This is a genomic window from Leucobacter sp. HNU (assembly GCF_047946755.1).
Lineage (GTDB): Bacteria > Actinomycetota > Actinomycetes > Actinomycetales > Microbacteriaceae > Leucobacter.
Genome location: NZ_CP178837.1, coordinates 2,796,634 through 2,821,876 on the forward strand (window position 1 = coordinate 2,796,634; position 25,243 = coordinate 2,821,876).

The following is a 25,243-nucleotide window of genomic DNA, read 5'->3' on the forward strand; positions in this document are numbered from 1 at the left end:
GGCCCTACGCGGCGCTCTCGGCCGGGGCCGCGGTGCGGATCCGTTCCGCGAGGAACGCCAGGTCGGCGTCGTTCAGCGCCGTCACCGCGTAGCGGGTCGGCCAGAGGTCGCCGTCGTCGAGCTGCGCGGCCCACTCGAACTCGATGGTCGCGTACCGCACCTTGAACTTCGCCTTCGGCTTGAAGAACAGCACGATCTTGCCGTCGGCGCCCGCATAGCCCGGCATCCCGTAGTAGGTGCGCGGGATCAGGTGCGGGGCGTTCTCGCCGACCAGGCGGTGCACGGCCTCGGCCAGCGGGCGGTCCTCGCCGTCGAGCTCGGCGATCTTCGCGAGCACCTCCGCCTCGCCCTCGCGGCGGGCGGTCTCGGGATCCACCTTCTTGCGCGAGCGCGACCTCGTGCGCTCCTTCACCGTCGCCTGCATCGCCGCGCGCTCCTCGGCGCTGAAGGTGGGCTCCTCCGACTTCGCCATGATCACTCCTCGGTCCGGCCCGGCACGGCGCCGGGCGATGCCGTCAGCCTACGTCTCGCCGCGCCATCGGCGCTTCTCCAGAACTGATCGGTCCCGCACCCGCCCGGGCTATGGTGAGCGGAAGGAAGCACCCTCATGAACGGAGGATCCGTGTCCCACGATCGCATCACCGTGAATCCCCTGCACCGCCGCGCCGCCGACGCTCCGACGGTCGAGAAGCACCGGCTCGCCGAAGCCGGCATGGACCCCTCACCGCGTACCACGTGGTGCACGACGAGACCATGCTCGACGGCAACGCCCGCCTCAACCTCGCCACCTTCGTCACCACCTGGATGGACGACGAGGCGAAGCAGCTCTATGCCGACGCGTTCGACAAGAACATGATCGACAAGGACGAATACCCCCAGACCGCCGCCATCGAGCAGTACTGCCAGCGGATCCTCGCCGAGCTGTGGCACGCGCCCGACCCGGCGGCGTCCCCCGCGACGTCGACCATCGGATCCAGCGAGGCGTGCATGCTCGCCGGGCTCGCGCTCAAGCGGCGCTGGCAGCACGCCCGCGAGGCGGCGGGAGCCGACACCGCGAAGCCGAACCTGGTGATGTCGAGCGCCGTGCAGGTGTGCTGGGAGAAGTTCTGCAACTACTTCGAGGTGGAGCCCCGCTTCGTCCCCGTGAGCGACGAGCATCCGTGGCTCGACGGCTCGCAGCTCGACCAGTATGTCGACGAGCGCACGATCGGCGTCGTCGCGATCCTCGGCGTCACCTACACGGGCGCCTACGAGGACGTCGCCGGGATCCAGGCCGCGCTCGACGAGATCGAGCGCACGCGCGGGCTCGACGTGCCGATCCACGTCGACGGCGCCTCCGGCGCGATGATCGCGCCGTTCCTGCAGCCCGAGCTCGTCTGGGACTTCCGGTTGCCCCGCGTCGCTTCCATCAACACGTCGGGTCACAAGTACGGGCTCGTCTATCCCGGCCTCGGCTGGGTGGTGTGGCGCGACGCCGCCGCACTGCCCGAGTCGATGGTGTTCCGCGTCAGCTACCTCGGCGGCGATATGCCGACCCTCGCCCTCAACTTCTCACGGCCCGGCGCGCAGGTGCTGCTGCAGTTCTACCTGTTCCTGCGGCTGGGCCGCGAGGGGTACACGCGGATCCAGGACGGATCGCGGGAGGTCGCCATGCACCTCTCGGCGGGGATCGCCGCGATGGATCCGTTCGAGCTCGTGAGCGACGGATCGACGATCCCCGTGTTCGCGTGGCGGCTGCGACACGGCTGGAGCGGCAACTGGAACCTGTTCGACCTGTCGGATCGACTGCGCATGCGCGGCTGGCTCGTGCCCGCGTACCCGATGCCCGCCGACCTCGAGCAGATCACGGTGCAGCGCATCGTGGTGCGCAACGGGCTCTCGATGGATCTCGCCGAGTCCCTGCTCGACGTGATCCGCGAGGAGGTCGCCTATCTGGAGGCGCTCGACGCACCGCTGCCGCGGCCCACCCGCACGGGCGGGTTCGCGCACTAGCCGCGCTGCCCGCGCACCCGCGCACTCGGCGGGTGGGGGTGCGGGCATGACCGCACCGAAGGCCCACGCGTCGTCGAGATTGCAGTGGTGCACGGAATAGGCCGCTATTCCGTGCACAACTGCAATCTCGCCTGAGAAATCGGGCGCGGACGCGCGGGCAGCGCAGAGCGCAGAGCGCAGAGCGCAGAGCGCAGAGCGCAGAGCGCAGAGCGCAGACGCACCCTACGCGTGCGACGCGATGAACTCCTCGACCTCGGCCCGGTCCGCGTACGAGGATTGCGCGCCGACCCGCTGCACGGCGACGGCCGAGACGGCGGTCGCGAAGCGCACGGCTTCGCGCAGCGAGCGCCCGCGCGCGAGCTCCGCCGCGGTCGCTCCGACGAACGCGTCGCCCGCACCCGTCGTGTCGACCGCGCTCACGCGGTACGCGGGAACGGCCTCGATCTCGGGCGCTTCGGCGGATCCCTCGGCGACGAGCGCGCCCTCGGAACCGAGGGTCACGACGACCGAGCGGGCGCCCGCGGCGAGCAGTCGCTGCGCGAGCCTCGGGTAGTCGTCGGCGTCCGGGTCGTCGGAGGACGCGCCGAGCACCTCGAGCGCCTCGTGCTCGTTCACGACGAGCGGATCGCAGTGCTGCAGCACCTCCCGGCCGACGCGCACCGACGGCGCCGCGTTCAGCAGCACGCGGGATCCCGCGGTCGAGGCCGCCGACGCGACGTGGAACGCCGTCTCGTGCGGGATCTCGAGGCTGAGCACCACCACGGGCGCACCCTCCCAGACGGCGGAGACGCGCGCGGCGGCGTCGAGGTCGAAGGCGTGGTTGGCACCCGGCGACACGACGATGGAGTTCTCGCCGTCGGGGGTGAGCAGGATGATCGCGGTGCCGGTCGCGGCGTCGACGGAGGCGAGGGCCGACACGTCGGCACCGGCTTCGGACAGGCGCGAACGCAGGAACGCGCCGTTGCCGTCGTCGCCCACGCAGCCGACGAACGCGGTCGCGGCACCGCTGCGTGCGGCGGCCGCGGCCTGGTTCGCGCCCTTGCCACCGGGCAGGGTGCGCAGTTCGCCGCCGATGAGCGTCTCGCCGCCGCCGGGTCGCCTCGGCACCTCGACCACCAGGTCGGCGTTCGCGCTGCCGACCACCGCCACGTCAGTCATCGGAACCCCTCAGGCCTGTGCCGCGATGAGGTCGACGACCTCGTCGGCGATGCGGTCGTCGACGTCGAGGAGCACGGTGCAGTGCGCACCCTCCTGCTCGGGGTACCCGCGGTAGACGCCGCGCAGGTCGGCGATCGTCTGGCCGTGGCCGGGACCGCCGGTCGTGTCGACCTCGACGTTCACGACGGGCGCGAGGCGCACGTCGAGCGTGCCGGCGGCCGCCGCGACGGCGATCGTGTCGTGCATGGCGCAGCTCCAGGTGCCGAACGAGTTGTCGCGGTAGAACTCGCCGTAGTGCTGCATGATCCGCGCCATGTACTGCCCGACCTCGCCGCCCGCGGCGAGCCGCTCGCTGTGCTCGGGGGTGATGATGATCTTCATGGTGACGTCGAGGCCCGCCATGATGATCTTCCAGGGCGCCCGGAACACCGCCGCGGCCGCCTCGGCGTCGTGCCAGATGTTCGCCTCGGCGACGGGCGAGACGTTGCCCGGGGCCATCGTGGTGCCGCCCATGAGCGAGACGCCCGCGACGAGGCTCGGCAGCTCGGGATCGACGGCCAGGGCGGCCGCGATGTTGGTGAGCGGGCCGACGGGCACGAGCCAGACCTCGCCCGGGTGGGCGCGCACGATGTCGATGATCTGCTGCACGGCGCTCTGCGAGGACGCCGCGCGAACGGGCTCGTCGTCGCCTGCATTGCCCTGGCCGTCGCGGCCGTGCACGTCGTAGGCGAACTCGGCGTGGCCGCCGGTCAAGGGTCCGGCGGCGCCCTGCGCCACCGGCACGTCGTTCCGGCCGACGAGGTCGAGCACGCGCAGCGTGTTGCGGGTCGCTAGCGGCACGTCGACGTTGCCCCACACGGTCGTCATGCCGAGCAGCTCGATGTCGGGGTGCAGCGCGGCGTACATGATCGCCATCGTGTCGTCGACGCCGGTGTCGCAATCGAGGATCATCTTGGTGGTCATGTTCAGGACTCCTTCAGTCGGGCGTCGAGCTGGGCGACGCGGGTGTTCAGCAGTGCGCGGAAGCGGGGCAGATCCACCGAGAGCGCGACGTCGCAGTTCGGCTGCTCGCCGCTGTGCCCGGCGAAGTCGACCACGGTCATGCCCGAGGTCAGTCGGCCGACGTTCTCGACGTCGACGAAGTAGTGACCGGTCTCGATGATGCTCGGGTCGAGGGCCGCGGCGAGCGCGACGGAGTCGTGCTGCGCCATGCCGTCCTCGGTCGGCTCGGAGTGGTAGTTGCCCATCATGTGCTCCACCATCTTCGCAGCAGGTCCGCCCGACGCGACGAGGTCGGGCAGGTGCTGGAGGCCGACCAGCGCCCGCTCGGTGACGTTCAGGCCCACCATGGTGATGGGCACCCCGAAGTCGAAGAGCTTCGCCGCCGAGTCCGGGTCGTAGTAGATGTTGAACTCGGCCGCGGGCGTCGTGTTGCCCAGGCGGTCGAGGGTGCCGCCGCCCATGATCACGAATCGCTCGACCTTGCGCGCCGTCTCGGGGTAGTGCGTGATGAGGCCCGCGATGTTCGTGAGCGGGCCGATCGCGACGACGGTCACGGGATCCGCGCTCTGCTCGATGAGCCGCGCCATGAGCGGAACGCCCGGTTCGAGCACCCGCGAGGAAGCCGGCAACGTGTAGCCGCCGAACCCGTCCTCGCCGTGCACGTCCCACGCCGGCTTCGTGTCGCGGCGCCACAGCGGCCCGGCGGCGCCCTTGCCGACCGGGACGTCGAGCCGCAGCAGATCGGCGAGCGCGGCGGCGTTGGGCGCCGTCTTCTCGAGCCCGACGTTGCCCGCGACCGCGACGATGCCGAGCAGATCGATCTCGGGGCTGGCCGCGGCGAGCATGATCGCGAGCGCGTCGTCGATGCCGGGATCGGTGTCGATGATGATGGGACGGGGCATGTTCACTCCCTGGTCGGTGATGGACCCTGCGACTCGTGCCTCGCGCAGGATGGCGGATGCGGTTGCGGTTGCGGCGGCCTCGCGCAGGATGACGGTTGCGGGGACCTCAGCCGGCGCGCGCCGCGGAGAGGCGCTCGATGGAGCCGGCGACGAGGTCGGCGAAGCGATCCCAGTCGAGCTCGGTCGCGACCTGCGCGCGGTGATCCTGCAGGTCGACGGCGACGCCCGTCGAGTGGTGCATGCCGGGACGGTCCGCGAAGTTGACCACGGTCATGCCCTTCGTCCACTGCCCGTGCAGTTCGACCGCGACGTGGGCCGCCTCGGTCTTCATGACGGCCGGGTCGATGAGGTAGGCGACGCAGCACGCGTCGTGCACGGGCGGGGCCGGGAATTCGAAGACGTCCTCGTAGGTCTTGCCGATGAAGCCCCAGATGTCGAGCACGAACTGCGCGACCCCGCCGCCGATCGCGCGCACGCGGTCCTGCAGCTCCTGCGTCGCGAGCGCCTGGTGCGTGAGGTCGAGGCCGACCATGGTGACGGGCCACGCGCCGCGGAACACGGCCTCGGCGGCCTCGGGGTCGACGTAGATGTTGTACTCGGCGCTCGGCGTCACGTTGCCGCGCGTGTACGAGCCGCCCATCACGACGACGCCCTTGACGCGTTCGACGATGCGGGGCTCCTTGCGCATCGCGAGCGCGATGTTGGTGAAGGGCCCGACGGGCACGAGCGTGACGGTGCCCGCGGGCTCCGCCATGACGGTGTCGATGATGAAGTCGACCGCGTGCCGCGGATCGAGCTCGCCCGTGATCTCGGGCAGGACGGGGCCGTCCATGCCGGTGCCGCCGTGGATGTCGTGCGACACGATCTGCGGGGTCACGAGCGGCTCGCTCGCACCGCGCGCGATCGGCACGTCGATGCCGGCGACCTGGCAGACGGCCTGCGCGTTGGTCGTCACGTTCTCGATCGTGTTGTTGCCCGCCACGGTCGTGATGCCGAGCAGCTCGATCTCGGGATTGCCGGCCGCGAGCAGGATGGCGATCGCGTCGTCGTGCCCCGGATCGCAGTCGAGGATGATGCGTTCCATTGCGTGGGTCTCCTGGAGGTGATGGATCCTGCGACTCGCGAGCTCGCGCAGGATGACGGTGGAGGTGGGGGTCCTGCGGCTCGCGGCTCGCGCTCACGAGCCGCAGGACGATCGGGTGCCTAGGCCGCGGCCGGAGCGGGCGCCGCGGCGTCGGCCGCCTGCAGCGCCTTCTTGGTCCGGGCCTTGAAGGCGGCGCGCACGCGAACCGACGCGAACACCAGGGCGATGATCGTGATGATGTAGGGCAGCGTGAGCGACAGCGAGGAGTTGACTCCGAGCAGGCCCAGCTGGTCGGCGAGGGCCTCGGCCACGCCGAAGATGAGGCAGGCGATCATGGTGCGATAGGGACGCGCCAGGCCGAAGGTGAGCGCCGCCACGGCGATGAAGCCGCGCGAGGCGGTCATGCCCGAGGTGAAGGTGCCGACCGTCGCCATCGCGAGCTGCGCACCGGCGACGCCCGCGAAGGCACCCGAGAGCAGGATCGAGATGAACTTGACGCGGAACACGTTGATGCCCGCTGCGAGCGCCGCGGGCTCGTCCTCGCCGACGGCGCGCAGGTGCACGCCGTAGCGGGTGCGGTAGAGCACGAAGGCGTAGGCGGGCACCGCGAGCAGCGCGACCCACACGAGGATCGTCTGGTTGTTCAGCATGGTGCCGATCACCGGGATGTCGCCGATGATGCCGAGGTTGATCTTCGGCAGGTTGGCCTGCACGCCGGGCGGGGTCGCGCCCGCATTGCCGTAGAGCACGGTGAGCAGCAGGACGGCGAGGCCGGCGGCGAGCAGGTTGATGCCGATGCCGACCACGATCGCGTCCGCCTTGAACACCAGGACGGCGATCGCGAAGATCACGGCCATGACGAGGCCCGCGACGAGTGCCGCGAAGATCCCCACGAAGGCGTTGGTGATCGCGCCGACCGAGACCGCCGCGAACGCGCCCATGAGCATCATGCCCTCGAGGCCGATGTTGAGCACGTTGCCCGTCTGCGTGAACGAGCCGCCGATCGCGGCGAGCAGGATCGGGGTGACCTTGAGCAGGACGACGGCGAGGATCGCCGTGATCAGGAGGATGGGATCCATCAGGCTGCGCTCCGTTCGGTCGCGGCACCGGCACGGGGCGTGACGGCGCGCTTCTTTCGGCGGTTCCACACGAAGGTGGCGGTGATCGCGATGATGATGATGCCCTGCAGCACGCTGACCACCGGGAACGGCACGTCGATGTCCTGCAGACCGGTCGACCCGGCCATCATGGTCGCGTAGAAGAGCGCCGCGACGAGCGACGCCCACGGGTTCAGCCGGGCGAGCAGCGCCACCGTGATGGCGAGGAAGCCGTAGCCGGGCGAGAACGCTTGCACGAAGCGGCCGCCGTTGGGGCCGAGCACGAGCAGCGCGCCGGTGATGCCGGCGACCGCGCCCGAGAGCATCATGACCTGGATCGACATCGCCTTCACCGAGACGCCCGTGTACTGCGCGAAGCGGTTCATCTCGCCGAGCTGCTTGACCTTGAGGCCCCACGGGGTGCGCCCGAGCAGCAGCGCGATGCCGACGGCGACGATCAGCGCGATGACGAGGTCGGGGCCGATGCCGTACTCGGGGCTGAACATGGTGAACTGCACGCCGTCCGGCAGCTTCTTCGAGGCCTCGAAGCCGGCGGTCGGATCCTTGAAGGGGCCCGTGACGAGGAAGCGGGTGACGAGCTTCGCGACCTCGGAGAGCAGCAGCGTGGTGACGACGATGTCGACGCGCCACGAGGCGAACAGCCAGCCGGGCAGGAAGCCCCAGACGGCGCCGGCGAGCGCCCCGACGACGAGCACGACGATCATGACGACGACGGGCGGGAGGCCCGCGCACGAGACGCCCGCGACCGCGCCGAAGAAGGCACCGAAGTAGAGCTGCCCCTCCGCACCGATGTTGAAGAAGCCGGCGCGGAACGACACGATCGTCGCCGACGCGATGACCGCGAGCGGGATGAACGTCGCCACGATGTTCGAGATGCCGAACGACTCGCTCCACCCGGAGGTGAAGAGCGCGACGTAGGCGTCGATCGGGTTCTTGCCGATGGCGAGGATCACGAAGACGCCGACCACGAGGGCGACGAGCACGGCGATGACCGGCTGCTTCGCGCTCTCGAAGGCCTTGCTCGCGAAGCCCGCGAAGAAGTTGCCCCTCGGCTCGGCGGCGGCCTCGTCGAGGCTCCGCTGCACCGAAACCGCGGTCGTGTCGAACTCGGGGGCCGCGACGTCGACGCTCTCGGTGACGGTCGCGACGGAGGCGTCCGCCTCGATCGCGGCGACGACCTCCGTGTCGAGCCCCAGCTCGTCGGCGACGCGCGCGTGCTCGGCCTCCGCCTCGGCGAGCGCCTCGGGGGTCGGCCGCGTGCCGGCCATGGCGAGGCCGACCGCGGTCTCGCTCATGTTGTCCTGGGTGAACTCGGCGACGAACTCGCCGCGGAACATCACGAGCAGGCGGTCCGACAGGCTCATGACCTCGTTGAGGTCGGCGGAGACGAGCAGCACGCCCGCTCCGCGGTCGCGCGCCGCGACGATCGAGTTGTGCACGAACTCCATCGCGCCGACATCGACGCCGCGGGTCGGCTGCGAGATGACGAGGAGCTCCGGGTCGGAGGTGAACTCGCGGGCGATGAGCACCTTCTGCATGTTGCCGCCCGACAGGTCGCCGATGCGGGTGCTCGGCGCCGCGCCGCGCACGTCGAACATGGCGATGAGCTTCTGCGCGAGCTGCCGGGTCTTCGCGAGCGACAGCCAGCCGAAGCGCACGAGCGGGGCCCGCAGCTTCGTGGCGGCGATGTTCTCGGCGATCGAGAGCGAGGGGCCCGCGCCCTCCTCGTGCCGGTCCTCGGGCACGTAGGCGAGGCCGATCTCGCGCCGCTTCGCGACCGTTGCACGGGTCACGTCCTGGCCCGAGATGCGGATCGTGCCGCGCGGCACGTCGATCATGCCGGCGATGGCGGCGGTGAGCTCGGACTGGCCGTTGCCCTCGACGCCGGCGATGCCGACGACCTCGCCGCGACGGATCGAGAGCGACACGTCGCGGAGCGCGAGGATGCCGCGGGCGTCGACCGCGGTGAGGTCCTCGACGCTGAGCACCTCGTCCGTCGGGTTCGCCGGGGTGTGCTTGATGCGCAGCAGCACCTCGCGACCGACCATCATCGTCGCGATGTCGGTCTGCGTGAGGCCCGCCGCGGGCTGGGTGCCGACGACGCGGCCGTCGCGGATCACCGAGATGTCGTCGGCGATCGCGAGCACCTCGCCGAGCTTGTGCGAGATGAAGACGACGGCGCAGCCGCGGTCGGCGAGCTGCCGCACCACGACGAAGAGCTCGTCGGCCTCGGCCGGGGTGAGCACGGCCGTCGGCTCGTCGAGGATCAGGAGGCGCGTGTCGTGCGACAGCGCCTTCAGGATCTCGACCCGCTGCCGCTCGCCGACCGAGAGATCCTCGATGACGTCGGTCGGGTCGATGGCCAGGCCGAAGCGCCCGGAGAGCTCGCGGACCTTCGCCTGCATGCCCTTCTGGTCGAGGCGTCCGATCCCGGTCGTGGGCTCCTTGCCCAGGAAGATGTTGGCCGCGACCGTCAGCGACGGCACGAGCTTGAAGTGCTGGTGGACCATGCCGATGCCGAGCTCGTCGGCCCGGTTCGGGTTCTCGACGGACACCTCGGTCCCGTCGAACAGGATGGCGCCGCCGTCGGGCTGCAGATTGCCCGAGATCATGTTCATCAGCGTCGTCTTGCCCGCGCCGTTCTCGCCGACGATGGCGTGCACCCGGCCGGGCATGAAGGCGAGCGAGATGTCCTCGTTCGCGACCTTCTCGCCGAAGGTCTTGGTGATTCCGCGGAGCTCCAGAATCGGTGTCGCGTCTGACACGGCGGCTTCCTTCCGAATTGAAAGCGGGTGGCGGTCGGCGACCGGCCGATCCGAGGATCGACCGGTCGCCGACCGGGGAGAGGATCAGCCCTTGGGGACCGTGATCTCGCCCGAGACGATCTTGGCGGTGTAGTCCTCGACCGCCTTGACCACGTCGGCGGGCACGAGGTCGCCGTTGTTCTCGAAGTCGAGGCCCACGCCCTTGTTCTTGAGGTCGTAGGTCGTGGTCTCGCCGAACTTCAGCTCGCCCTTCTGATCGGCCTTGACCGCGGTGACGATCGAGGTGCCGATGAACTTGCGCATCGAGGCGAGCACGTGGCCCGGCTGGATCTGGTTCTGGTTGCTGTCGACGCCGATCGAGAACTTGTTCGAGTCCTTCGAGGCCTTGAGCACGCCGAGGCCGGCCTGACCGGCGACCGCGTAGACCACGCCCGCGCCCTTCTGGTACATCGCCGTGGCCTGGTCGTAGGCCTTGGTCGAGTTCACGAAGTCGCCGACGGTGGCCTTCTGGACCTCGATGCTCGGGTCGACGGCCTTCACACCGGCTTCGAAGCCCGCGAAGAAGTCGGTGATCGAGGGCGCGTCCTGGCCGCCGACGAAGCCGACGCTCTTCGAGCCCTTCGCGAGGCCGGTCTGGTTCTTGACCGTGGACGCGGCGACCACGCCGGCGAGGAACGAGCCCTCGTTCTGCGCGTACTGGATCGAAGCCACGTTGGGCGCCTCGACCGCGGAGTCGTAGATCACGTAGTGCTGCTTCGGGAACTTCTTCGCCGCGGCGGAGAGGATGTCGTTCATCTGCCAGGTGCCGACGACGACGAGGTTGTACTTGCCGGTCGAGACGGACTCGACGTTGGCCTTCCACTGCGACTGGTTGCCCGCATCGGCCTGCAGCGTCTTGGTGTCGACGCCCATCTTCTTGAGCTCGGTCATGCCGGTCTCGGAGTCGTCGAAGAAGCCCTGGTCGCCCAGGTTTCCGTTGACGACGTTGGCGACCGCGTACGACTTGTCGCCGCCCTTGTCACCGCCGCCCGACGAGCTGCAGCCGCTGAGGGCCAGTGCGGCGACCGCGGCGATGGCCACGGCGCCAGTGATGTGCTTTCTCATAGAAACTCCTTCGCTTCCGTCTGGTTCTCTTCGATACGAGTCGTGGGGGCGGAGGCGCCGGCGAACGCGAGCGCGCCGTCCTCCGCGGGTCGGGCGGCCGGGCCGCATCCGCAGGTGTCGCGCCGCAGCAGCGTGGTCGGCAGCACGCGGTGCAGCCGGCTGCGGTCCTGTTCGGGATCCTCGATGAGGGTGAGCAGCATGCGCACCACCTCCGTCGCGATCTCGGCGTAGGGCTGCACCACGGTGGTGAGACGCGGGGTCGTGTAGTCGCTGATCGGCGTGCCGTCGAAGCTCACGATCGCGACGTCCTCGCCCGCGCGCAGGCCGACGTCGGCGAGCGCGCGCAGCGTGCCGACGGCCTGGGTGTCGGAGCCGGCGAAGATCGCGTCGATCTCGGGATCCCGTGCGAGCAGTTCGAGGGTGGCGGCGTGGCCGGCCTCGACGCTGAACGGGGTGAAGGCGAGGCGACGGTCGTCCGCGGGGAGCCCGGCGTCCGCGAGCGCGCCGCGCCAGCCGATCACGCGCTCCTGCGCCGACGAGAGCCCCTCGCCGCCCGTGAGGCAGGCGATCCGCGTGCGGCCGTGCCCGATGAGGTGCTCGGTCGCGGCGCGCGCCCCGCCGGCGTTGTCGACCACGACCGAGGGCAGGTCGATGCCGGCCTGCAGGCGGTCGAGCGAGACCGCGGGCACCTTGGCGGCCTGCAGCTCGCGCCAGCCCTCGGCGAAGTCGCCGCCGGGCACCGCGATGATCCCGTCGACACGGCGGTCCAGGAACGCGCGGACGTACCCGAGCTCGCGGGCCGCGCTGTCGACGCCGTTGCCGAGGAGCACGGCGAATCCGGCCTCGAACGCCGCGTCCTCGATCGCCGAGGAGAGGCGCGCGAAGTAGGGGTTGGCCGACTCGGGGAGCAGCAGGCCGAGGGTGTGGGTGCGCGCCGTCGCGAGGCTGCGGGCCAGCGCGTTGGGCCGGTAGCCGAGCTCGTCGATGGCGGCGACGACCCGCTCGCGGGTCGCGGGGGCGACAGGGTGCGAGTCGTTCAGCACGTACGACACCACGGCCGGGCTCACCCCGGCGAGGCGCGCGACGTCGACTCGTCCGACCACAGCACCCACCCCTTTCCGCACTCCATCGTGTTCGCAGGCATGTTACGCGGGTTTCAACACTGGAGATCAGTGAATACCCGCGCGCGCCGCACGTCAATCTCCGTTATCGAACCGCAACCTGGCGCCCCTCTTGCCCCGGGAGCATCGCGCTCCATAGGGTGGACTCTTCCGATCACATGCGCGACGAAGGGCAGCAGAAATGACGAATGCGGTACGTGTCTCCGACGAGGTCCGTGAGGCGGTGCAGGCGGGTCGCCCGGTGCTCGCGCTCGAGTCGACGATCCTGACGCACGGGCTCCCCGCCCGGCCAACGAGGAGCTCGCCCTGGAGACCGAGGAGCGCGTGCGCGCCGCGGGCGTCGTGCCCGCGACCATCGGCGTCGTGAACGGCATGCCCACCGTCGGCCTCTCGACCGACGAGCTCGTCGGCCTCTCGCGCGACGACAGCGCGGTCAAGGCCAGCCTGCGCGATCTGCCCATCGCGGTGGCGAAGGGCCTCAGCGCCGGCACCACGGTCGCGGCGACCGCCTACCTCGCCGTGCAGGCCGGCGTGCGCGTCTTCTCGACCGGCGGCCTCGGCGGTGTGCACCGCGGCGCCGAGACCACCTTCGACGAGTCCGCCGACCTCGGCACCCTCGCGGGCCTCCCGCTCGTCGTCGTCAGCGCCGGCGTGAAGTCGATCCTCGACATCGGCCTCACCCTCGAGCGCCTCGAGACCCTGAACCTCTCGGTCGTCGGCTACGGCACGACCGACTACCCGGGCTTCTACGTCGCCGACTCCGGCTTCGACATCGAGTACTCCATCGACAGTCCCGAGGAGGCCGCACGCATCGCCGTCGCGCGCGACGCCCTCGGCATCGACTCGACGCTGCTCGTCGCGAACCCCGTCTCGGCGGACCTGCAGCTCTCGCCCGAACTGCACGACCGCGTGCTCGCCGAGGCGCTCTCGGCGGCCGACGAGAACGGGATCCACGGGCACGACTCGACTCCGTTCCTGCTCGACTACTTCGCGAAGTCGACCGGCGGCGAGAGCATGGCGGCGAACCTCGCCGCCTACCGCGGCAACGTCGACCTCGGCGCGCAGATCGCGCTGTCGCTGAGCGCGCTCTCGGAATGAGCGCCGCGGTGAACGGCGACGCGGGCGCACCCGTGATCGCGGTCGCCGGCGACCTCGTCGAGGACATCGTGGTGTGGGCCGACGACGACATCGCCTACGGCACCGACACCCGCTCCCGGATCTTCCGGGTGCGGGGCGGGAGCGCGGCGAACGTGGCCACGGCCCTCGCCGTGCACGGCGGGCGGCCCCGGCTCCTCACCCGCGTGGGTGACGACGGCGTCGGCGAGCGGCTCGTGTCGGACCTGGAGCGGGTCGGCGTCGAGACGCGGGCGCAGGTCGCCGGGTCGACCGGCACGATCGTGATCCTGATCGACCGCTCGGGCGAGCGGACCATGCTGCCCGACCGGGCGACCGCCAAGGAGGTCGAGCCCTTCGAGCCGAGCTGGCTCGACGGCGCCTCGCGCCTGCACGTGCCCCTCTACGGCTTCGAGACGACGCCGGAGGCGGCGGTGTTCCACGGCCTGTGCGCCGAGGCGACCCGGCGCGGGATCCCCGTCAGCGTCGACGCGTCGTCCGCCGGGCTCATCACCTGGCTCGGCGCCGAGCGGGTCCGCGGGATCCTCGACGAGATCGGCCCGCAGCTCGTGTTCGCGAACGACGACGAGGCCGCACTGCTCGGACTCGACCTGGTCGATCCGCCCGCCGGTCGCACGGTCGTGATCAAGCACGGCGGCGACCCCGTCGTGATCCGCTCCGGCGAGGAGCGCCTCGAGGTCCCCGTGCCGCCCATCGGCGAGGTCGCCGACACCACCGGCGCGGGCGATCATTTCGCCGCGGGATTCCTGCTCGCCGTCGCGGACGGGGCGGATCCGGTTGCGGCCGCGCAGCGCGGTATCGCCGCGGCGGCACGGGTACTCGGGCAGCCCGGCGCACACGTCACGGCCTGATCCGCCGCCGGTCCGGTCGCGCCTCGCACGGCCGGACCGGCGCCGGGCGCCCGACGCGATCGTGCGGCCCGACCCCGCTAGGCCGTAGGCGAGGCGATGAGCTTCGCCCCGAAACCGACGAGCACGGTTCCCGTGACCCCGTCGATGGCGCGGATCGTCCTCGGCCGGCGCAGCCAGCGGGACGCGTAGGTCGCGAGCAGGATGAGCGCGCCGAACCAGACGACCGTGAGGATCGCGTGCACCGCGGCGAGCGCCAGGCCCATGAGCACGGGCGAGGCGCCGTGCGGGATGAACTGCGGGATCGTCGCGACGTAGAACACGCCGACCTTGGGGTTCGCGAGGTTCGAGGCGAGGCCGACGAGGCCGGCCCGCCAGGGCGACGCGGGAACGGTGCTCGGCACGGCTTCGCCCGCCCGCGGGTCCTCGCCCTGCCGCTTCGCGAAGACCGCCTTCCACAGCAGGGTGCCGCCGAGCACGATCATGTAGGCCGCACCCAGCCAGGTCACCATGCGGTAGGCGAACTCGGAGGCGGCGAGCAGGGCCGCGGCACCGACGGCCGCGGCGACGCCCCAGACGAACGAACCGAGGCAGATCCCGATGCCGGTGGCGATCGCGGTCCCGCGACCGCGGACGAGCGCCTGGCGCAGCACGAGCGAGCTGTCGATGCCCGGCAGGATCGTGAGCAGCATCGCCACGACGGAGAACGAGAGCAGCGCCTGGAGGATCGTCATTGCAGCAGTGTAGGCGGGCCTGCCGTCCGCGCGGTCGATTCGCGCCCGGTCGGACGGATTCCAGGAATCGGCACCGCGCGAACGCAGATCCACCGCGCGGACGGCGCGGCTCGGCTCGGCTCAGCGCACCGAGGTGCGGCGCATCGACAGCCAGGTGCCGAGGAGCGCGACCGCGGCGACGGCCACCGCGACCACGGCGAGGATCCCGCCCGTGATCGCCGGGATGATCTCACCGAGCTGCGGGGCGAGCAGCAGCACCGAGACCGCTGCGAGCAGCCCCAGCGCCAGGCCGAGCGCCGTCGGGCCCTTCGGGCCGAAGCGGAGCCAGATCGCCCCGAAGAGTCCGCCGACGCTGAGCAGGGTGAAGGTGCCGAGGAACACCACCGGGATGAGCACGAGCGGGTTGCCGGCGCCCAGGCCGTTGGTGTCGAGCGCGTAGACGTTCATGAACCAGTGCCCGGTGGCCAGCTCGATGCCGAGCAGCACGAGCATGACCGCCGTGATGAACGCCGACTGGATCAGGTTCGCGATCGCCGTGCCGAGGACGTAGGAGCGGCGGGTGCTGCCGGTGGCCGTCGCGAACGGGAAGGTGGTGGCGACCGCCTGCACCCCGTAGTAGACGAGGAAGCCGGGGAGCGACCACAGCATGCCCGAGTTGTACCGGGCTCCCGTCGCGTAGCCGGGAGAGCTCGGATCGAGCCCGCCGCGCTGCAGCGCGAGCGCGATCAGCGCCGAGATCACGAGGACCAGGAGCACGATCGAGAGCGGTGCGACGAACATCGTGGAGGGCTTGTTGAGGTGCAGGCGGATGACCTTGCCGATGCGGTTCATGAGCGGACTCCGTTCGCGATGGGGGCGGGGCGGTCGGCGTCGGCGGCCGGCCGCTCGGTGGGGGTGTCGGCACCGTCGAAGCCGTAGGCGGCGACGAGCTCCTGCAGGCCGACCGCGCCGATGTCGATGCCGTGCTCGGCGGCGACGGCGCGATCCCGAGCGCTCGGCTGACCGTCGATCACGGCGGTGGCGAGGCCCCCGATGCGGTGCCGGCTGAGCACGCTGCGCCCCTCGGCGTAGGCGGCGATGTCGTCGTCGCGGCCGGTCGCCTGGTGCGCGGCGCCGCGGAGCTCGTCGACGTCGGCGTCGCGCAGCAGGCGACCGCGGTCGAGGATCACGACCCGTTCGAGCAGCTGCTCCATCTCGTCGATGAGATGGGTCGACAGCACGATCGTGCGCGGATGCGCGGCGTAGTCCCGCAGCAGCACGTCGTAGAAGTGCGTGCGTGCCGTGGCGTCGAGGCCGAGGTAGGGCTCGTCGAAGAAGGTGATGGGCGCGCGCGAGGCGAGGCCGATCACGATCCCGAGCGCCGAGAGCTGGCCGCGCGAGTACTTCTTCACGAGCGGCTTCTCGGGGATCCGGAACAGCGAGACGAGCTCGTCGGCGAGGGCCTGATCCCATTCGGGGAACCCGATGCGGGCGCCGCGCAGCGCGTGCTTCAGCCTGTAGTCGTCGGGGTAGCGCTGATTGTCCCGGATGAAGCACATCCGCTCCACGACGCGGGCGTGCTCGAAGGGCGCTTCGCCGTCGACGAGCACCGTGCCCGACGTCTGGCGGTCCTGCGCGGACAGGATGGACATGAGGCTGGTCTTGCCGGCGCCGTTGCGGCCGAGCAGCCCGGTGATGACGTTCCGCCGGAAGGCGAGGGTGACGTCGTCGAGGGCGCGGACCGAGCCATGGGTGCGGGTCAGCGAACGGACCTCGATCGCGTTCTGCGTCGATTCGATCATGGGGAGACCTCCGAGGGTTCGGGGCGGACAGCGGATTCCGCCGGACCGGCGGGGGCGGCGGCGCGCTCGGCGCCGCGCCGGGCGACGAGGTCGAGCACGGCGTCGGGCGCGAGCCCCAGCGCGGCCGCCTCGTCGAGGAGCGGGTCGACGTACTCCGCGATCAGGCTCTCGTGCCGCCGACCGCGGATGCGGGCCTTGGCCCCGGGGGAGACGAACATGCCGATGCCGCGCTTCTTGAAGAGCACGCCGTCGTCGACGAGGAGGTTGAGCGCCTTGCCGGCGGTCGCCGGGTTGATGCGCAGGAACGCCGCGAGCTCGTTGGTGGACGGCACCTGCGCATCCTCCGCGTAGGTGCCGCGGAGGATGTCGTCGGAGATCCGATCGGCGAGCTGCACGAAGATCGGCCGCGAATCGTCGAACACGGGCGCCTCCTCTTCGGTCTTCGTTGGTTCATTACTTCACTAATGAACCTAGGGACCGACGCGAGCGCTGTCAAGCCCGGGTTGCGGCGGCTCTGCGGGGCCGCGCTGCGGGGCCGCGCTGCGGTGCCGTTCATGCAGCCGGATCTGAGCATCCAGCCGGATGGGTGCGCGGAGATCATCCGGCCGAGTGCTCGGATCCGGCTGAGCGGACTCGGCCCGGACTCAGCCGGCTCAGATGATGCCGAGCTCCATCGCGCGCGTCACGGCACGGGTGCGGTCCGAGACCTCGAGCTTCTCGAACACGTGCAGCAGGTGGGTCTTCACGGTCGATTCCCCGATCCCGAGGCGTGCCGCGATTCCGGGGTTGCTGAGCCCCTCGGCGACGAGCGACAGGATCTCCGCCTCGCGGGTCGTGAGGCGCGGGCCCCGATCCGAGCCGGCGCTCCCGCCCGCGCCGGCAGCGTCGGCGGGAGCGAGCTGCCCGCGCAGCGCCTGGGCGAGCTGCACCGCGAGCACCGGCGCGAGCACGGTCTGGCCGGCGTGCGCCGCCCGCACCCCCGCGAGCAGTTCGTCCGCCGGCGCGGCCTTGACGAGATACCCGCTCGCGCCGGCCGAGATCGCGGCGAGGATCTGATCGTCGGTCTCGTAGGTCGTGAAGACGAGGACCCGCGTCGCACGCCCCGAGGAGCGCGCCTCCGCGAGCACCCGCCGGGTGGCCTCGACGCCGCCGATGCCGGGCATGCGCAGATCCATGAGCACGAGGTCCGGTGCGAGCTCCGCAGCCCGCGAGACCGCGGTCTCCCCGTCGACGGCCTCGCCCACCACCTCGAAGTCGGGCTCGGCCTCGAGCAGGCCCACGATCCCCGAGCGGACGATGGGGTGGTCGTCGACCACCAGGATCCGGATCATGCCGCGCCTCCGGATTCTCCCATGCCGGTGCCCGCGCCCGCGGGGATCCTCGCGATGAGCTGGGTGCCGCCGCCGGGAGCCGCGGCGAAGACGAGCTCGCCGCCCGCGAGCTCCACCCGCTCGCGCAGACCCGCGATGCCGTAGCCGCGCAGCAGCTCACCGGGCGTCGTCCCGCCGGGGCCGACGCCGTCGTCGATCACGGCGAGCTCGACGCGGTCGCCCGAGAGCTCCCGCAGACGCAGCAGCACCGATCCCGCGCGGGCGTGCGCGCGCACGTTCGCGAACCCCTCCTGCGCGACTCGCAGCAGCACGACCTGCTGCTCCCGGCCGAGCGGAGCCGTCGAGTCCAGCTCGCAGCGCACCGCGAGACCGTCGTCCTCGCCGAGCCGTTCGGCGGCACGCGCGAGCACGGCCTCGAGCCCGCCGTCGCCGATCGGATGCCCGGACGCGACGATGGCGCGCGCCTCGGCCACCGCTCCGCGTGCGGCGGCCTCCACGCGCGCGATCCGTTCGCGCCCGCGCGCGGGGTCTCCGGCGTCGAGCGCGCGCCCCGCCTGCTCGGCGAGCATCACGAGCCCGGCGAGCGACTGGGTGAGCGTGTCGTGCAGTTCCCGCGCGAGCCGCTCCCGCTCGGCCGAGGCGCCCGCCTCGGTCGACAGCCGGGCGACCTCGTGCTGCGCCTCCGTGAGCTCGGTCACGAGCCGGCGCTGGCGCTCCCCCTCATGCGAGATGCGCGTGATCCAGGTGCCGAGCGCGATCGCGAAGCCGAGCGACAGGAGCGCGGTGACGCTCGACCCGATCCACGGCTGCGGATCGCCCATGCGCCCCGTCGACAGGCACATGCCCGCTCCCACTGCGGCGGCGAGCGCGATGCTCCCCGCGACCGCGGCGGCGTAGCGCCGCAGCAGGATCCAGAGCATCGGGTACCCGACCGCCTGGATCACGGCGAGGCCGGGATACGCGCTGGTCGCGAGCGCCGTCGCCGCGATCAGCGCGACGGCGAAGACCGCGTCGGCGGTGCGGGCGGGGAGGTCGAGCGCCGACCGCAGCAGCGCGGTGCGTCCGATCGCGGCGTACGTCGCGACGAACGCCGCCCACGCCGCGACCCCGATCCAGAACCACGCGCCCTGCATCGAGGGGTCTCCCGCGATGCGGGAACCGAGCAGCGCGTACGCGACGAAGACCGAGACCCCGAGGACCGCGAGGTCCCACCAGCGCAGCGCCTTCGGGTAGCGCAGGGTTTCGATCATGCGGACACTCTCTCACGAGCCGGGGACCCGGCTCGCCGGGCCGGGAGCGCACGCCCGGCCCGGCGGGACGGGATCACGAGCGCTTGGTCCACCGGAAGGTGATCAGGGTGGCGGCGAGACCCACCGCGAGCCAGGCTCCGAGCGCGAGCGCCACGAGACCCAGATCCCAGGCTCCGGACGGCTCGGCGCTCGCGAAGTGCTCGGGCAGGAACACGGCCCGCATGCCCTGCGCCAGCCACTTGAGCGGGAAGACCCCCGCGATGCTCTGCAACCAACCCGGCAGCATCGTGAACTGCAGGTAGACGCCCGAGATGAACTGCAGCACGAGCACGATCGGGAGCACCACGGCGGTCGCGGAGCGGCCGCTGCGCGGCAGCGCCGACAGCGCGATGCCGAGCAGCGACATGGTCGCGATGCCGAGCAGGAACAGCCAGGCGAACGTCGCCCACGCCCCAGGACCGCTCGGCAGCGCGATCCCGAACACGGCGACGCCGAAGGCGATCGTGAGCGCGGCCTGCAGGATCGCGGTCACGAGGGTGAGCCCGATCTTGCCGATGAAGTAGCTCGCGGGCGGGAGCGCGGTCCCGCCGAGGCGCTTGAGCGTGCCGTCGTGCTTCTCCTGGGCGATGTCGATCGCGAGGTTCTGCACGCCCGAGAGGAAGATGCCCGCGGCGACGAGCCCCGGGAGGTAGTAGGCGGCCATGCTGACGCCGCCCGTCCCGTCGGGCTTCGCCCCCACCTCGCCGAGCGACGAGAACGCGGCACCGAAGATCCCGAGCATGAGCAGGGGGAAGAGGAAGGTGAAGAAGACGGTGTCTGGCCGGCGGAAATAGCCCCGCAGTTCGAAGCCGATCCGGGCGAATCCGATGGCGATGGCGCTCATGCTCCGGCCTCCTGCGACGCGGTTCCGATGGGGGCGGCCGAGCCGGCCGGGTCTTCGGCGTCTTCGGCCTCTTCGGCGTCGCCGGTGCGGAACGCGCCGATGAGTCCCAGGTAGACGTCTTCGAGCGAGGGGCGGATCACCTCGAGCCCGTCGGGCTCGCCGTCGGCCGCCGCCACGAGCCGGGCGATCAGCTCGCCCGGCCGCTCGGTGCGGCGCTCGAGCACGCGGCCGTCCTCGCGCCAGCGCACGATCGGGGTGCGCTGCTCGATCCCTCCGAGCTCGGCGGGCGGGGCCTCGGCGACGATGCGGCCGCCGCTGAGCACGCCGACCCGATCGGCGAGGCGCTCGGCCTCGTCGAGGTAGTGCGTGGTGAGCAGGATCGTGGTGCCCGTCGCCGTCAGCCCTTCGAGCATGCTCCAGAACTGCCGCCGCGCCTCGGGGTCGAAACCGGTGGTGGGCTCGTCGAGGAACACGAGCTCCGGGCCGCCGATGATGCCGAGCGCGACGTCGAGGCGTCGCTGCTGACCGCCCGACAGCTTCGGGGCCCGGATCCTCGCCTGCGCCGTCAGCCCGACGAGGTCGAGCACCTCGTCGACGCCGCGCGGATTCGGCGCGAAGCGGCGGTGGTGCGCGAGCAGTTCGCGCGGCGTGTACGGACCGAACTCGGCCGTGGTCTGCGGCACGATCCCGATGCGCGAGCGCCACGCGCGTCCCGCTTTCGCGGGGTCGTGGCCGAGCACTTCGACCGTGCCGGCCCCGCTCGTGCGGAACCCCTCGAGGATCTCGATGGTCGTGCTCTTACCCGCCCCGTTCGGGCCGAGCAGCGCGTAGGTCTCGCCGCGTCCGATCTCGAGGTCGACGCCGTCGAGGATCGCGCGGCCGCCGTACTGCTTGCCGAGGCCGTGCACGGCGACGGCAGGGAGGTCGTGCCCTGGGGTTCCGGTCCTGCTCATGGTTCCAGGATCGCCGCTCGGGCCGCCCGGCGGCAGCGCCCGACCGGCTGATTTCTGCGCGCCCGGGCATCCACCGGTCGGTGGATGCCCGGCGCACCGGGTGGTCGCCACGGCGGCCGACGAACCGGCCTGCGGGGCTAGGCTGACGAGGTGACCGACCCGCAGAGCCGCACCACCGCCCCCATCAGCACCGACCCCGCCGCGCATCCGGCGAGCTTCGCCTCCGACAACTGGGCCGGCGCGCATCCCGAGGCGCTGGCCGCGCTGGCAGCGGCGAACGTCGGCCACGCGCCCGCCTACGGCGGCGATCCGTGGACGGCCCGGTTCCAGGCCCTCGCGAAGGAGTTGTTCGGACCTGCCGCCCAGGCGTTCCCCGTGTTCAACGGCACGGGCGCGAACGTGCTCGCGCTGCAGGCCGCCGTGCCCCGCTGGGGAGCCGTGATCTGCGCGGCGACCGCGCACATCAACACCGACGAGACGGGCGCGCCCGAGAAGACGGGCGGCATCAAGCTGCTCCCCGTCGAGACGCCCGACGGCAAGCTCACGCCCGAGCTCGTCGCGCAGCAGGCGTGGGGCTGGGGCAACGAGCACCGCGCCGAACCGCTCGCCGTGTCGATCTCGCAGTCGACCGAGTTCGGCACCTCCTACACCGCCGGCGAGGTCGAGGCGCTCGCCGAGCAGGCGCACGGCCACGGCATGCTGCTGCACGTCGACGGATCGCGCCTCGGCAACGCCGCCGCCCACCTGGGCGCTTCGCTCGCCGCGACGACCGCCGACGCGGGCGCCGACCTGCTGAGCCTCGGCGGCACGAAGAACGGCCTCCTCGGCGCCGAGGCGGTCGTGGTGCTGCGCCCGGGCGCGACGCCCGGCATGCGGGCGCTCCGCAAGATCAACCTGCAGCTCGCGTCGAAGATGCGCTTCGCGTCGGCGCAGCTCACCGCCCTCTACGAGGGAGACCTCTGGCACCGTTCGGCGTCGCACGCGAACGCGATGGCGGCGCGCCTCGGCGACGGCATCGCCGAGCTCGGCGCTCAGAACCCGGGGTTCTCGCTCGCGTTCCCCGTCGAGTCGAACGGGGTGTTCGCGCTGCTGCCCGCCGAAGCCGCGGCGCGGGCCCGCACGCGGTATGCCTTCTCGGAATGGCCCGGGCGCCCCGGCCTGTTCCGGCTCATGTGCGCATGGGACACGACGCCCGAGGACGTCGACGCGCTGCTGGCGCTGCTCGCGGGGTAGGCGCGGGAATCGCCGCGGGAGAACCCGGATGCCGCGAGCACGGCCGCAACCGCGGCCGCACCCGCTCAGTCGACGGCGATCGCCTGCGTGACGCCGGCCAGCGGGCGCTGCGGACCGAACCGCGTCAGCGCGACGCTGAGCACGAGCGCCACCGCGATCCCGATGACCGGCGGAATCCCGAACGAGAACTGGCCCGACACCCAGGCGGCCGCGCAGGCCACGACGTAGACGCCGAGGTTCACCCAGTTGAAGCGCGGCAGCGCCTCGCCCTCGGGCATCTGCGTGCGCCGCCAGCGCGCCAGGTAGTCGCCGATGATCACGCCTCCGAGCGGCGGGATGAAGGTGCCGAGCAGGCCGAGGTACTGCGGCAGGTGCTCGTGCACACCGACGAGCGCGAGCACGGTGCCGATGACGGACCCGAAGATGACGAAGCGGGTCTTGCTCGGGCGGTTGAAGAGCTCAGCGCCCGCGACGCCGAACGAGTAGGCGGCGTCGGCGTTCGACTTCCACAGATTGCCGAACAGCAGGAACAGGCCCCAGCCGATCATGCCGAGGTTGAACAGCACGAGCACGAAGTCGCCCTCGCCGAAGGTGATCGCGCCGATCGCGCCGAAGAAGATCATGAGGCCGTTGCCGACCAGGAAGCCGACGACGCACGCGATCACGGCCTGTCCGCCGCTGCGGCCGAAGCGCGTCCAGTTGGGCGCCTGCGTTCCCGCCGAGACGAAGGTCCCGACGACCGCGGTCACGGCGACCGCGATGGGCATCGAACCGTCGGGATGGATCGCGGCGAGACCCGCCCACCCGCCGACCTCGTCGAGGGATCGGAACATCACCCAGAAGGCGAGGATCAGGATGAGCGGGGTCGAGATGAGCGAGACCCAGTACATGCCGCGATAGCCGTACACGGCGGTGGCGCACATGAGCGCGCTGACGACGATCATGACCGCGGCCTTCGCTCCGTACGACTCCCAGCCGAAGGCCTGCGCGGTCAGCGCGCCGATGGTCCCGACGACCACGCCGTACCAGCCGACCTGGGTGCCGCCGAGCAGGATCGAGGCGAGCTTCGACCCCCGGGTGCCGAGCGTGTACCGCGCCATCACGACCGTGGTGAGGCCCGTGCGGGCCCCGATCCACCCGAGCACGGCCACGTAGGTGCCGAGCACCGCCGAGCCGAGCGCGATGACGACGAGCAGCTCGCCGAGGCCGAAGGCCTTGCCGAGCGCGGCGCCGGCGAGCATCGTCGGGGTGAAGATGGTGAAGCCGAGCAGCACCACCATGAGCGAGAAGAAGCCCTTGCGCGCGTGCTGCGGCACGGGCGTGACGGGGTAGTCGGGATCGATCGGCGTCGATCCCGGCTGCTCCGTCGCGGTCTGCTGCTCCTGGATGCGGCCGGCGCTCACGCGCGGGCCTCGCCCGTCGCGCCTTCGAGGTCGGAGGTCTCGACGCCGATGTCCTCCGCCCAGATCTCGGGGCGTTCGGTCATCATGCGGTTCATGAGGTCGATGCACTCGGCGTCGTCGACGACGACGAGCTCGGTGCCCTTCGAACGCAGCCACTCCTCGGAGGCCTCGAAGCTGCGGTTCTCGCCGATCACGACGCGCGGGATGTCGTAGAGGATCGCGGTGCCCGCGCACATGGTGCAGGGCGACAGGGTCGTGTACAGCACGCTGTTGCGGTAGACGCTCGCGGGCAGGCGCCCGGCGTTCTCGAGGCAGTCGGTCTCGCCGTGGCGGATCGCGCTGCCCATCTGCACGCGCCGGTTGCGGCCGACCGCGAGCACCTCGGGACCGTTCGCGCCGAAGTGCACGAGCGCGGCGCCGATGGGCACGCCCCCTCGTCCCAGCCGATCCTCGCCTGCTCGATCGCGAGGTCGAGGAATCGGCGGTCGTCGTCATTCAGCTGCATGCATCCCATCGTACCGGGGCGCGGTGGCGGCGCCCGGCGCTCCGACGCGCCCGCGGATGCAGCAGATCGCGATGACCGCGAACACGACGAAGACGATGTTGAACGGTCCGGCGAGCTGGTTGAGCACGCTCTCCTGCCCGGTCCCGGCGACATCGATCCCGCCCGTCGCGAGGAAGGTGGTGGGGTCGGTCAGGGCGTGGATGAGGATGGGCCAGATGAGCGATCCCGTGACGCGCAGCACGAGATACATCATCAGACCGAAGCCGAAGGCGAAGAGCACGGTGGTGAGCACCAGCACGGGCGATTGCCCGCCGAGGGCGTTGGACGCGTGCAGCAGGCCGAACAGCGCCGACGAGACCACGGCGACCGCGATCTCGCCGTGGCCGGCATCGCGGAGCAGCTTGACCACGATGCCCCGGGTCAGCAGCTCCTCGGTGAGGCCGACGAGCAGTCCGACGACGAAGGTCAGCGGTACGACGCCTGCCGCGTAGGCGCCGTAGTCGGTGCCGAAGAGGCGCAGCGCGATGGGGACGAGGGTGACGACGACCGCGATCCACATCCACCCGCGGCCGCGGATCGGCTGCGGGCCGAACAGCGCGGGGAACCACCGGAGCGACGCGACGAAGGCGAGGAGGACGACGGCGCCGATGAGCAGCGGGAGCAGGAGCGCGACCACCACCGATCGCGCGTCGGCGAACGGGTTCGGGGCGACGTCCGCTCCCCAGAGCAGCCCGACGAGCCGGCTGCCGCCGAGGAAGAGCGCCAGGTAGGCGACGGCCGCCAGCAGCGCCTTCCACCAGGACCCGCGGTTCCAGAATCGCGACCACGCGTTCGCGCCGGTTCCCGCTCGCGTTCCTCGTTCGCCCATCGCCAGCCCCCTCGACGCGTCGGGCGGCGAGGCGCCGCCCACTGCGCTCAGCGTAGCGAAGCGAGGCTCGCCCG

At 71.5% G+C, this 25,243-nt stretch carries 23 protein-coding genes and 1 pseudogene; 4 read left to right on the plus strand and 20 right to left on the minus strand.

Going from position 1 to position 25,243, the window contains the following annotated elements:
• Positions 1-4 precede the first annotated feature (4 nt).
• On the minus strand, positions 5-472 hold the full coding sequence (locus AB3K78_RS13630; RefSeq protein ID WP_416444091.1) for a hypothetical protein: 468 nt from the start codon (positions 470-472) through the stop codon (positions 5-7).
• Positions 473-735: 263 nt separating this feature from the next.
• On the opposite strand from AB3K78_RS13630, the gene AB3K78_RS13635 reads away from it, so the two are divergent.
• The gene (locus tag AB3K78_RS13635) at positions 736-1,992 is read left to right on the plus strand and encodes a glutamate decarboxylase (protein WP_416444093.1); all 1,257 of its coding nucleotides are present in this window, start codon (positions 736-738) and stop codon (positions 1,990-1,992) included.
• A 222-nt stretch (positions 1,993-2,214) separates the two neighbouring features.
• On the opposite strand, the gene AB3K78_RS13640 is transcribed toward AB3K78_RS13635, so the two are convergent.
• From AB3K78_RS13640 to AB3K78_RS13675, 8 genes are all read right to left on the minus strand, one after another.
• Positions 2,215-3,150 (minus strand): ribokinase, encoded by a 936-nt coding sequence (locus tag AB3K78_RS13640; protein WP_416444095.1) that lies wholly within the window; start codon positions 3,148-3,150, stop codon positions 2,215-2,217.
• A 9-nt stretch (positions 3,151-3,159) separates the two neighbouring features.
• Positions 3,160-4,113, minus strand: a complete 954-nt coding sequence (locus AB3K78_RS13645) for a nucleoside hydrolase (RefSeq protein WP_416444097.1) — start codon at positions 4,111-4,113, stop codon at positions 3,160-3,162.
• 2 nt (positions 4,114-4,115) lie between these two features.
• The gene (locus AB3K78_RS13650; RefSeq protein ID WP_416444099.1) at positions 4,116-5,054 is read right to left on the minus strand and encodes a nucleoside hydrolase; all 939 of its coding nucleotides are present in this window, start codon (positions 5,052-5,054) and stop codon (positions 4,116-4,118) included.
• Positions 5,055-5,160: 106 nt separating this feature from the next.
• Entirely contained in the window at positions 5,161-6,138 is a 978-nt protein-coding gene (locus AB3K78_RS13655) for a nucleoside hydrolase (RefSeq protein WP_416444101.1), read from the minus strand.
• Positions 6,139-6,257: 119 nt separating this feature from the next.
• Complete coding sequence (locus AB3K78_RS13660; protein ID WP_416444103.1) at positions 6,258-7,217, minus strand: ABC transporter permease; 960 nt, start codon at positions 7,215-7,217, stop codon at positions 6,258-6,260.
• The gene (locus AB3K78_RS13665; protein ID WP_416444105.1) at positions 7,217-10,021 is read right to left on the minus strand and encodes an ATP-binding cassette domain-containing protein; all 2,805 of its coding nucleotides are present in this window, start codon (positions 10,019-10,021) and stop codon (positions 7,217-7,219) included. Before AB3K78_RS13665 ends, AB3K78_RS13660 begins: the two co-directional genes overlap by 1 nt.
• Before the next feature lie 84 nt (positions 10,022-10,105).
• Complete coding sequence (locus tag AB3K78_RS13670) at positions 10,106-11,125, minus strand: BMP family lipoprotein (RefSeq protein ID WP_416444107.1); 1,020 nt, start codon at positions 11,123-11,125, stop codon at positions 10,106-10,108.
• Complete coding sequence (locus AB3K78_RS13675; RefSeq protein WP_416444109.1) at positions 11,122-12,228, minus strand: LacI family DNA-binding transcriptional regulator; 1,107 nt, start codon at positions 12,226-12,228, stop codon at positions 11,122-11,124. The genes AB3K78_RS13670 and AB3K78_RS13675 overlap by 4 nt, the downstream gene beginning before the upstream one ends.
• 199 nt (positions 12,229-12,427) lie before the next feature.
• Between AB3K78_RS13675 and AB3K78_RS13680 the strand changes: the two are divergent.
• Positions 12,428-13,344: pseudogene (locus AB3K78_RS13680) on the plus strand (pseudouridine-5'-phosphate glycosidase).
• Positions 13,341-14,231, plus strand: a complete 891-nt coding sequence (locus AB3K78_RS13685; RefSeq protein ID WP_416444111.1) for a carbohydrate kinase family protein — start codon at positions 13,341-13,343, stop codon at positions 14,229-14,231. The pseudogene AB3K78_RS13680 and the gene AB3K78_RS13685 overlap by 4 nt, the downstream one beginning before the upstream one ends.
• A 77-nt stretch (positions 14,232-14,308) precedes the next feature.
• Here AB3K78_RS13685 and AB3K78_RS13690 read toward each other — a convergent pair whose 3' ends face one another.
• The 8 genes from AB3K78_RS13690 to AB3K78_RS13725 all read right to left on the minus strand — a co-directional run bounded on the left by AB3K78_RS13690 (position 14,309) and on the right by AB3K78_RS13725 (position 21,160).
• Positions 14,309-14,962 (minus strand): LysE family translocator, encoded by a 654-nt coding sequence (locus tag AB3K78_RS13690; protein ID WP_416444113.1) that lies wholly within the window; start codon positions 14,960-14,962, stop codon positions 14,309-14,311.
• Between the two features lie 120 nt (positions 14,963-15,082).
• Positions 15,083-15,793, minus strand: coding sequence for a hypothetical protein (locus AB3K78_RS13695; protein ID WP_416444115.1), 711 nt, complete (start codon positions 15,791-15,793; stop codon positions 15,083-15,085).
• Positions 15,790-16,743: an ABC transporter ATP-binding protein gene (locus tag AB3K78_RS13700; protein ID WP_416444117.1), complete on the minus strand. Its 954-nt coding sequence runs from the start codon at positions 16,741-16,743 to the stop codon at positions 15,790-15,792. Before AB3K78_RS13700 ends, AB3K78_RS13695 begins: the two co-directional genes overlap by 4 nt.
• Positions 16,740-17,165: a GntR family transcriptional regulator gene (locus AB3K78_RS13705; protein WP_416444119.1), complete on the minus strand. Its 426-nt coding sequence runs from the start codon at positions 17,163-17,165 to the stop codon at positions 16,740-16,742. The genes AB3K78_RS13700 and AB3K78_RS13705 overlap by 4 nt, the downstream gene beginning before the upstream one ends.
• Positions 17,166-17,396: 231 nt before the next feature.
• On the minus strand, positions 17,397-18,074 hold the full coding sequence (locus tag AB3K78_RS13710; RefSeq protein WP_416444121.1) for a response regulator: 678 nt from the start codon (positions 18,072-18,074) through the stop codon (positions 17,397-17,399).
• On the minus strand, positions 18,071-19,324 hold the full coding sequence (locus AB3K78_RS13715) for a sensor histidine kinase (RefSeq protein WP_416444123.1): 1,254 nt from the start codon (positions 19,322-19,324) through the stop codon (positions 18,071-18,073). Before AB3K78_RS13715 ends, AB3K78_RS13710 begins: the two co-directional genes overlap by 4 nt.
• Before the next feature lie 73 nt (positions 19,325-19,397).
• Positions 19,398-20,207 (minus strand): ABC transporter permease, encoded by an 810-nt coding sequence (locus tag AB3K78_RS13720; protein WP_416444125.1) that lies wholly within the window; start codon positions 20,205-20,207, stop codon positions 19,398-19,400.
• Positions 20,204-21,160 carry an ABC transporter ATP-binding protein gene (locus tag AB3K78_RS13725; protein WP_416444127.1) on the minus strand — a complete coding sequence of 319 codons (957 nt, stop codon included), beginning with the start codon at positions 21,158-21,160 and terminating at the stop codon, positions 20,204-20,206. The genes AB3K78_RS13720 and AB3K78_RS13725 overlap by 4 nt, the downstream gene beginning before the upstream one ends.
• Positions 21,161-21,310: 150 nt before the next feature.
• On the opposite strand from AB3K78_RS13725, the gene AB3K78_RS13730 reads away from it, so the two are divergent.
• Positions 21,311-22,393 carry a threonine aldolase family protein gene (locus AB3K78_RS13730; RefSeq protein ID WP_416444129.1) on the plus strand — a complete coding sequence of 361 codons (1,083 nt, stop codon included), beginning with the start codon at positions 21,311-21,313 and terminating at the stop codon, positions 22,391-22,393.
• A 65-nt stretch (positions 22,394-22,458) separates the two neighbouring features.
• Here the strand turns inward: AB3K78_RS13730 and codB are convergent, their stop codons facing one another.
• The 3 genes from codB to AB3K78_RS13745 form a co-directional block, all read right to left on the minus strand.
• The gene (codB, locus tag AB3K78_RS13735; protein WP_416444131.1) at positions 22,459-23,796 is read right to left on the minus strand and encodes a cytosine permease; all 1,338 of its coding nucleotides are present in this window, start codon (positions 23,794-23,796) and stop codon (positions 22,459-22,461) included.
• Positions 23,793-24,224 carry a nucleoside deaminase gene (locus AB3K78_RS13740; RefSeq protein ID WP_416444133.1) on the minus strand — a complete coding sequence of 144 codons (432 nt, stop codon included), beginning with the start codon at positions 24,222-24,224 and terminating at the stop codon, positions 23,793-23,795. The genes codB and AB3K78_RS13740 overlap by 4 nt, the downstream gene beginning before the upstream one ends.
• A 63-nt stretch (positions 24,225-24,287) precedes the next feature.
• Positions 24,288-25,169, minus strand: coding sequence for a CPBP family intramembrane glutamic endopeptidase (locus tag AB3K78_RS13745; RefSeq protein ID WP_416444135.1), 882 nt, complete (start codon positions 25,167-25,169; stop codon positions 24,288-24,290).
• Positions 25,170-25,243: the final 74 nt, after the last annotated feature.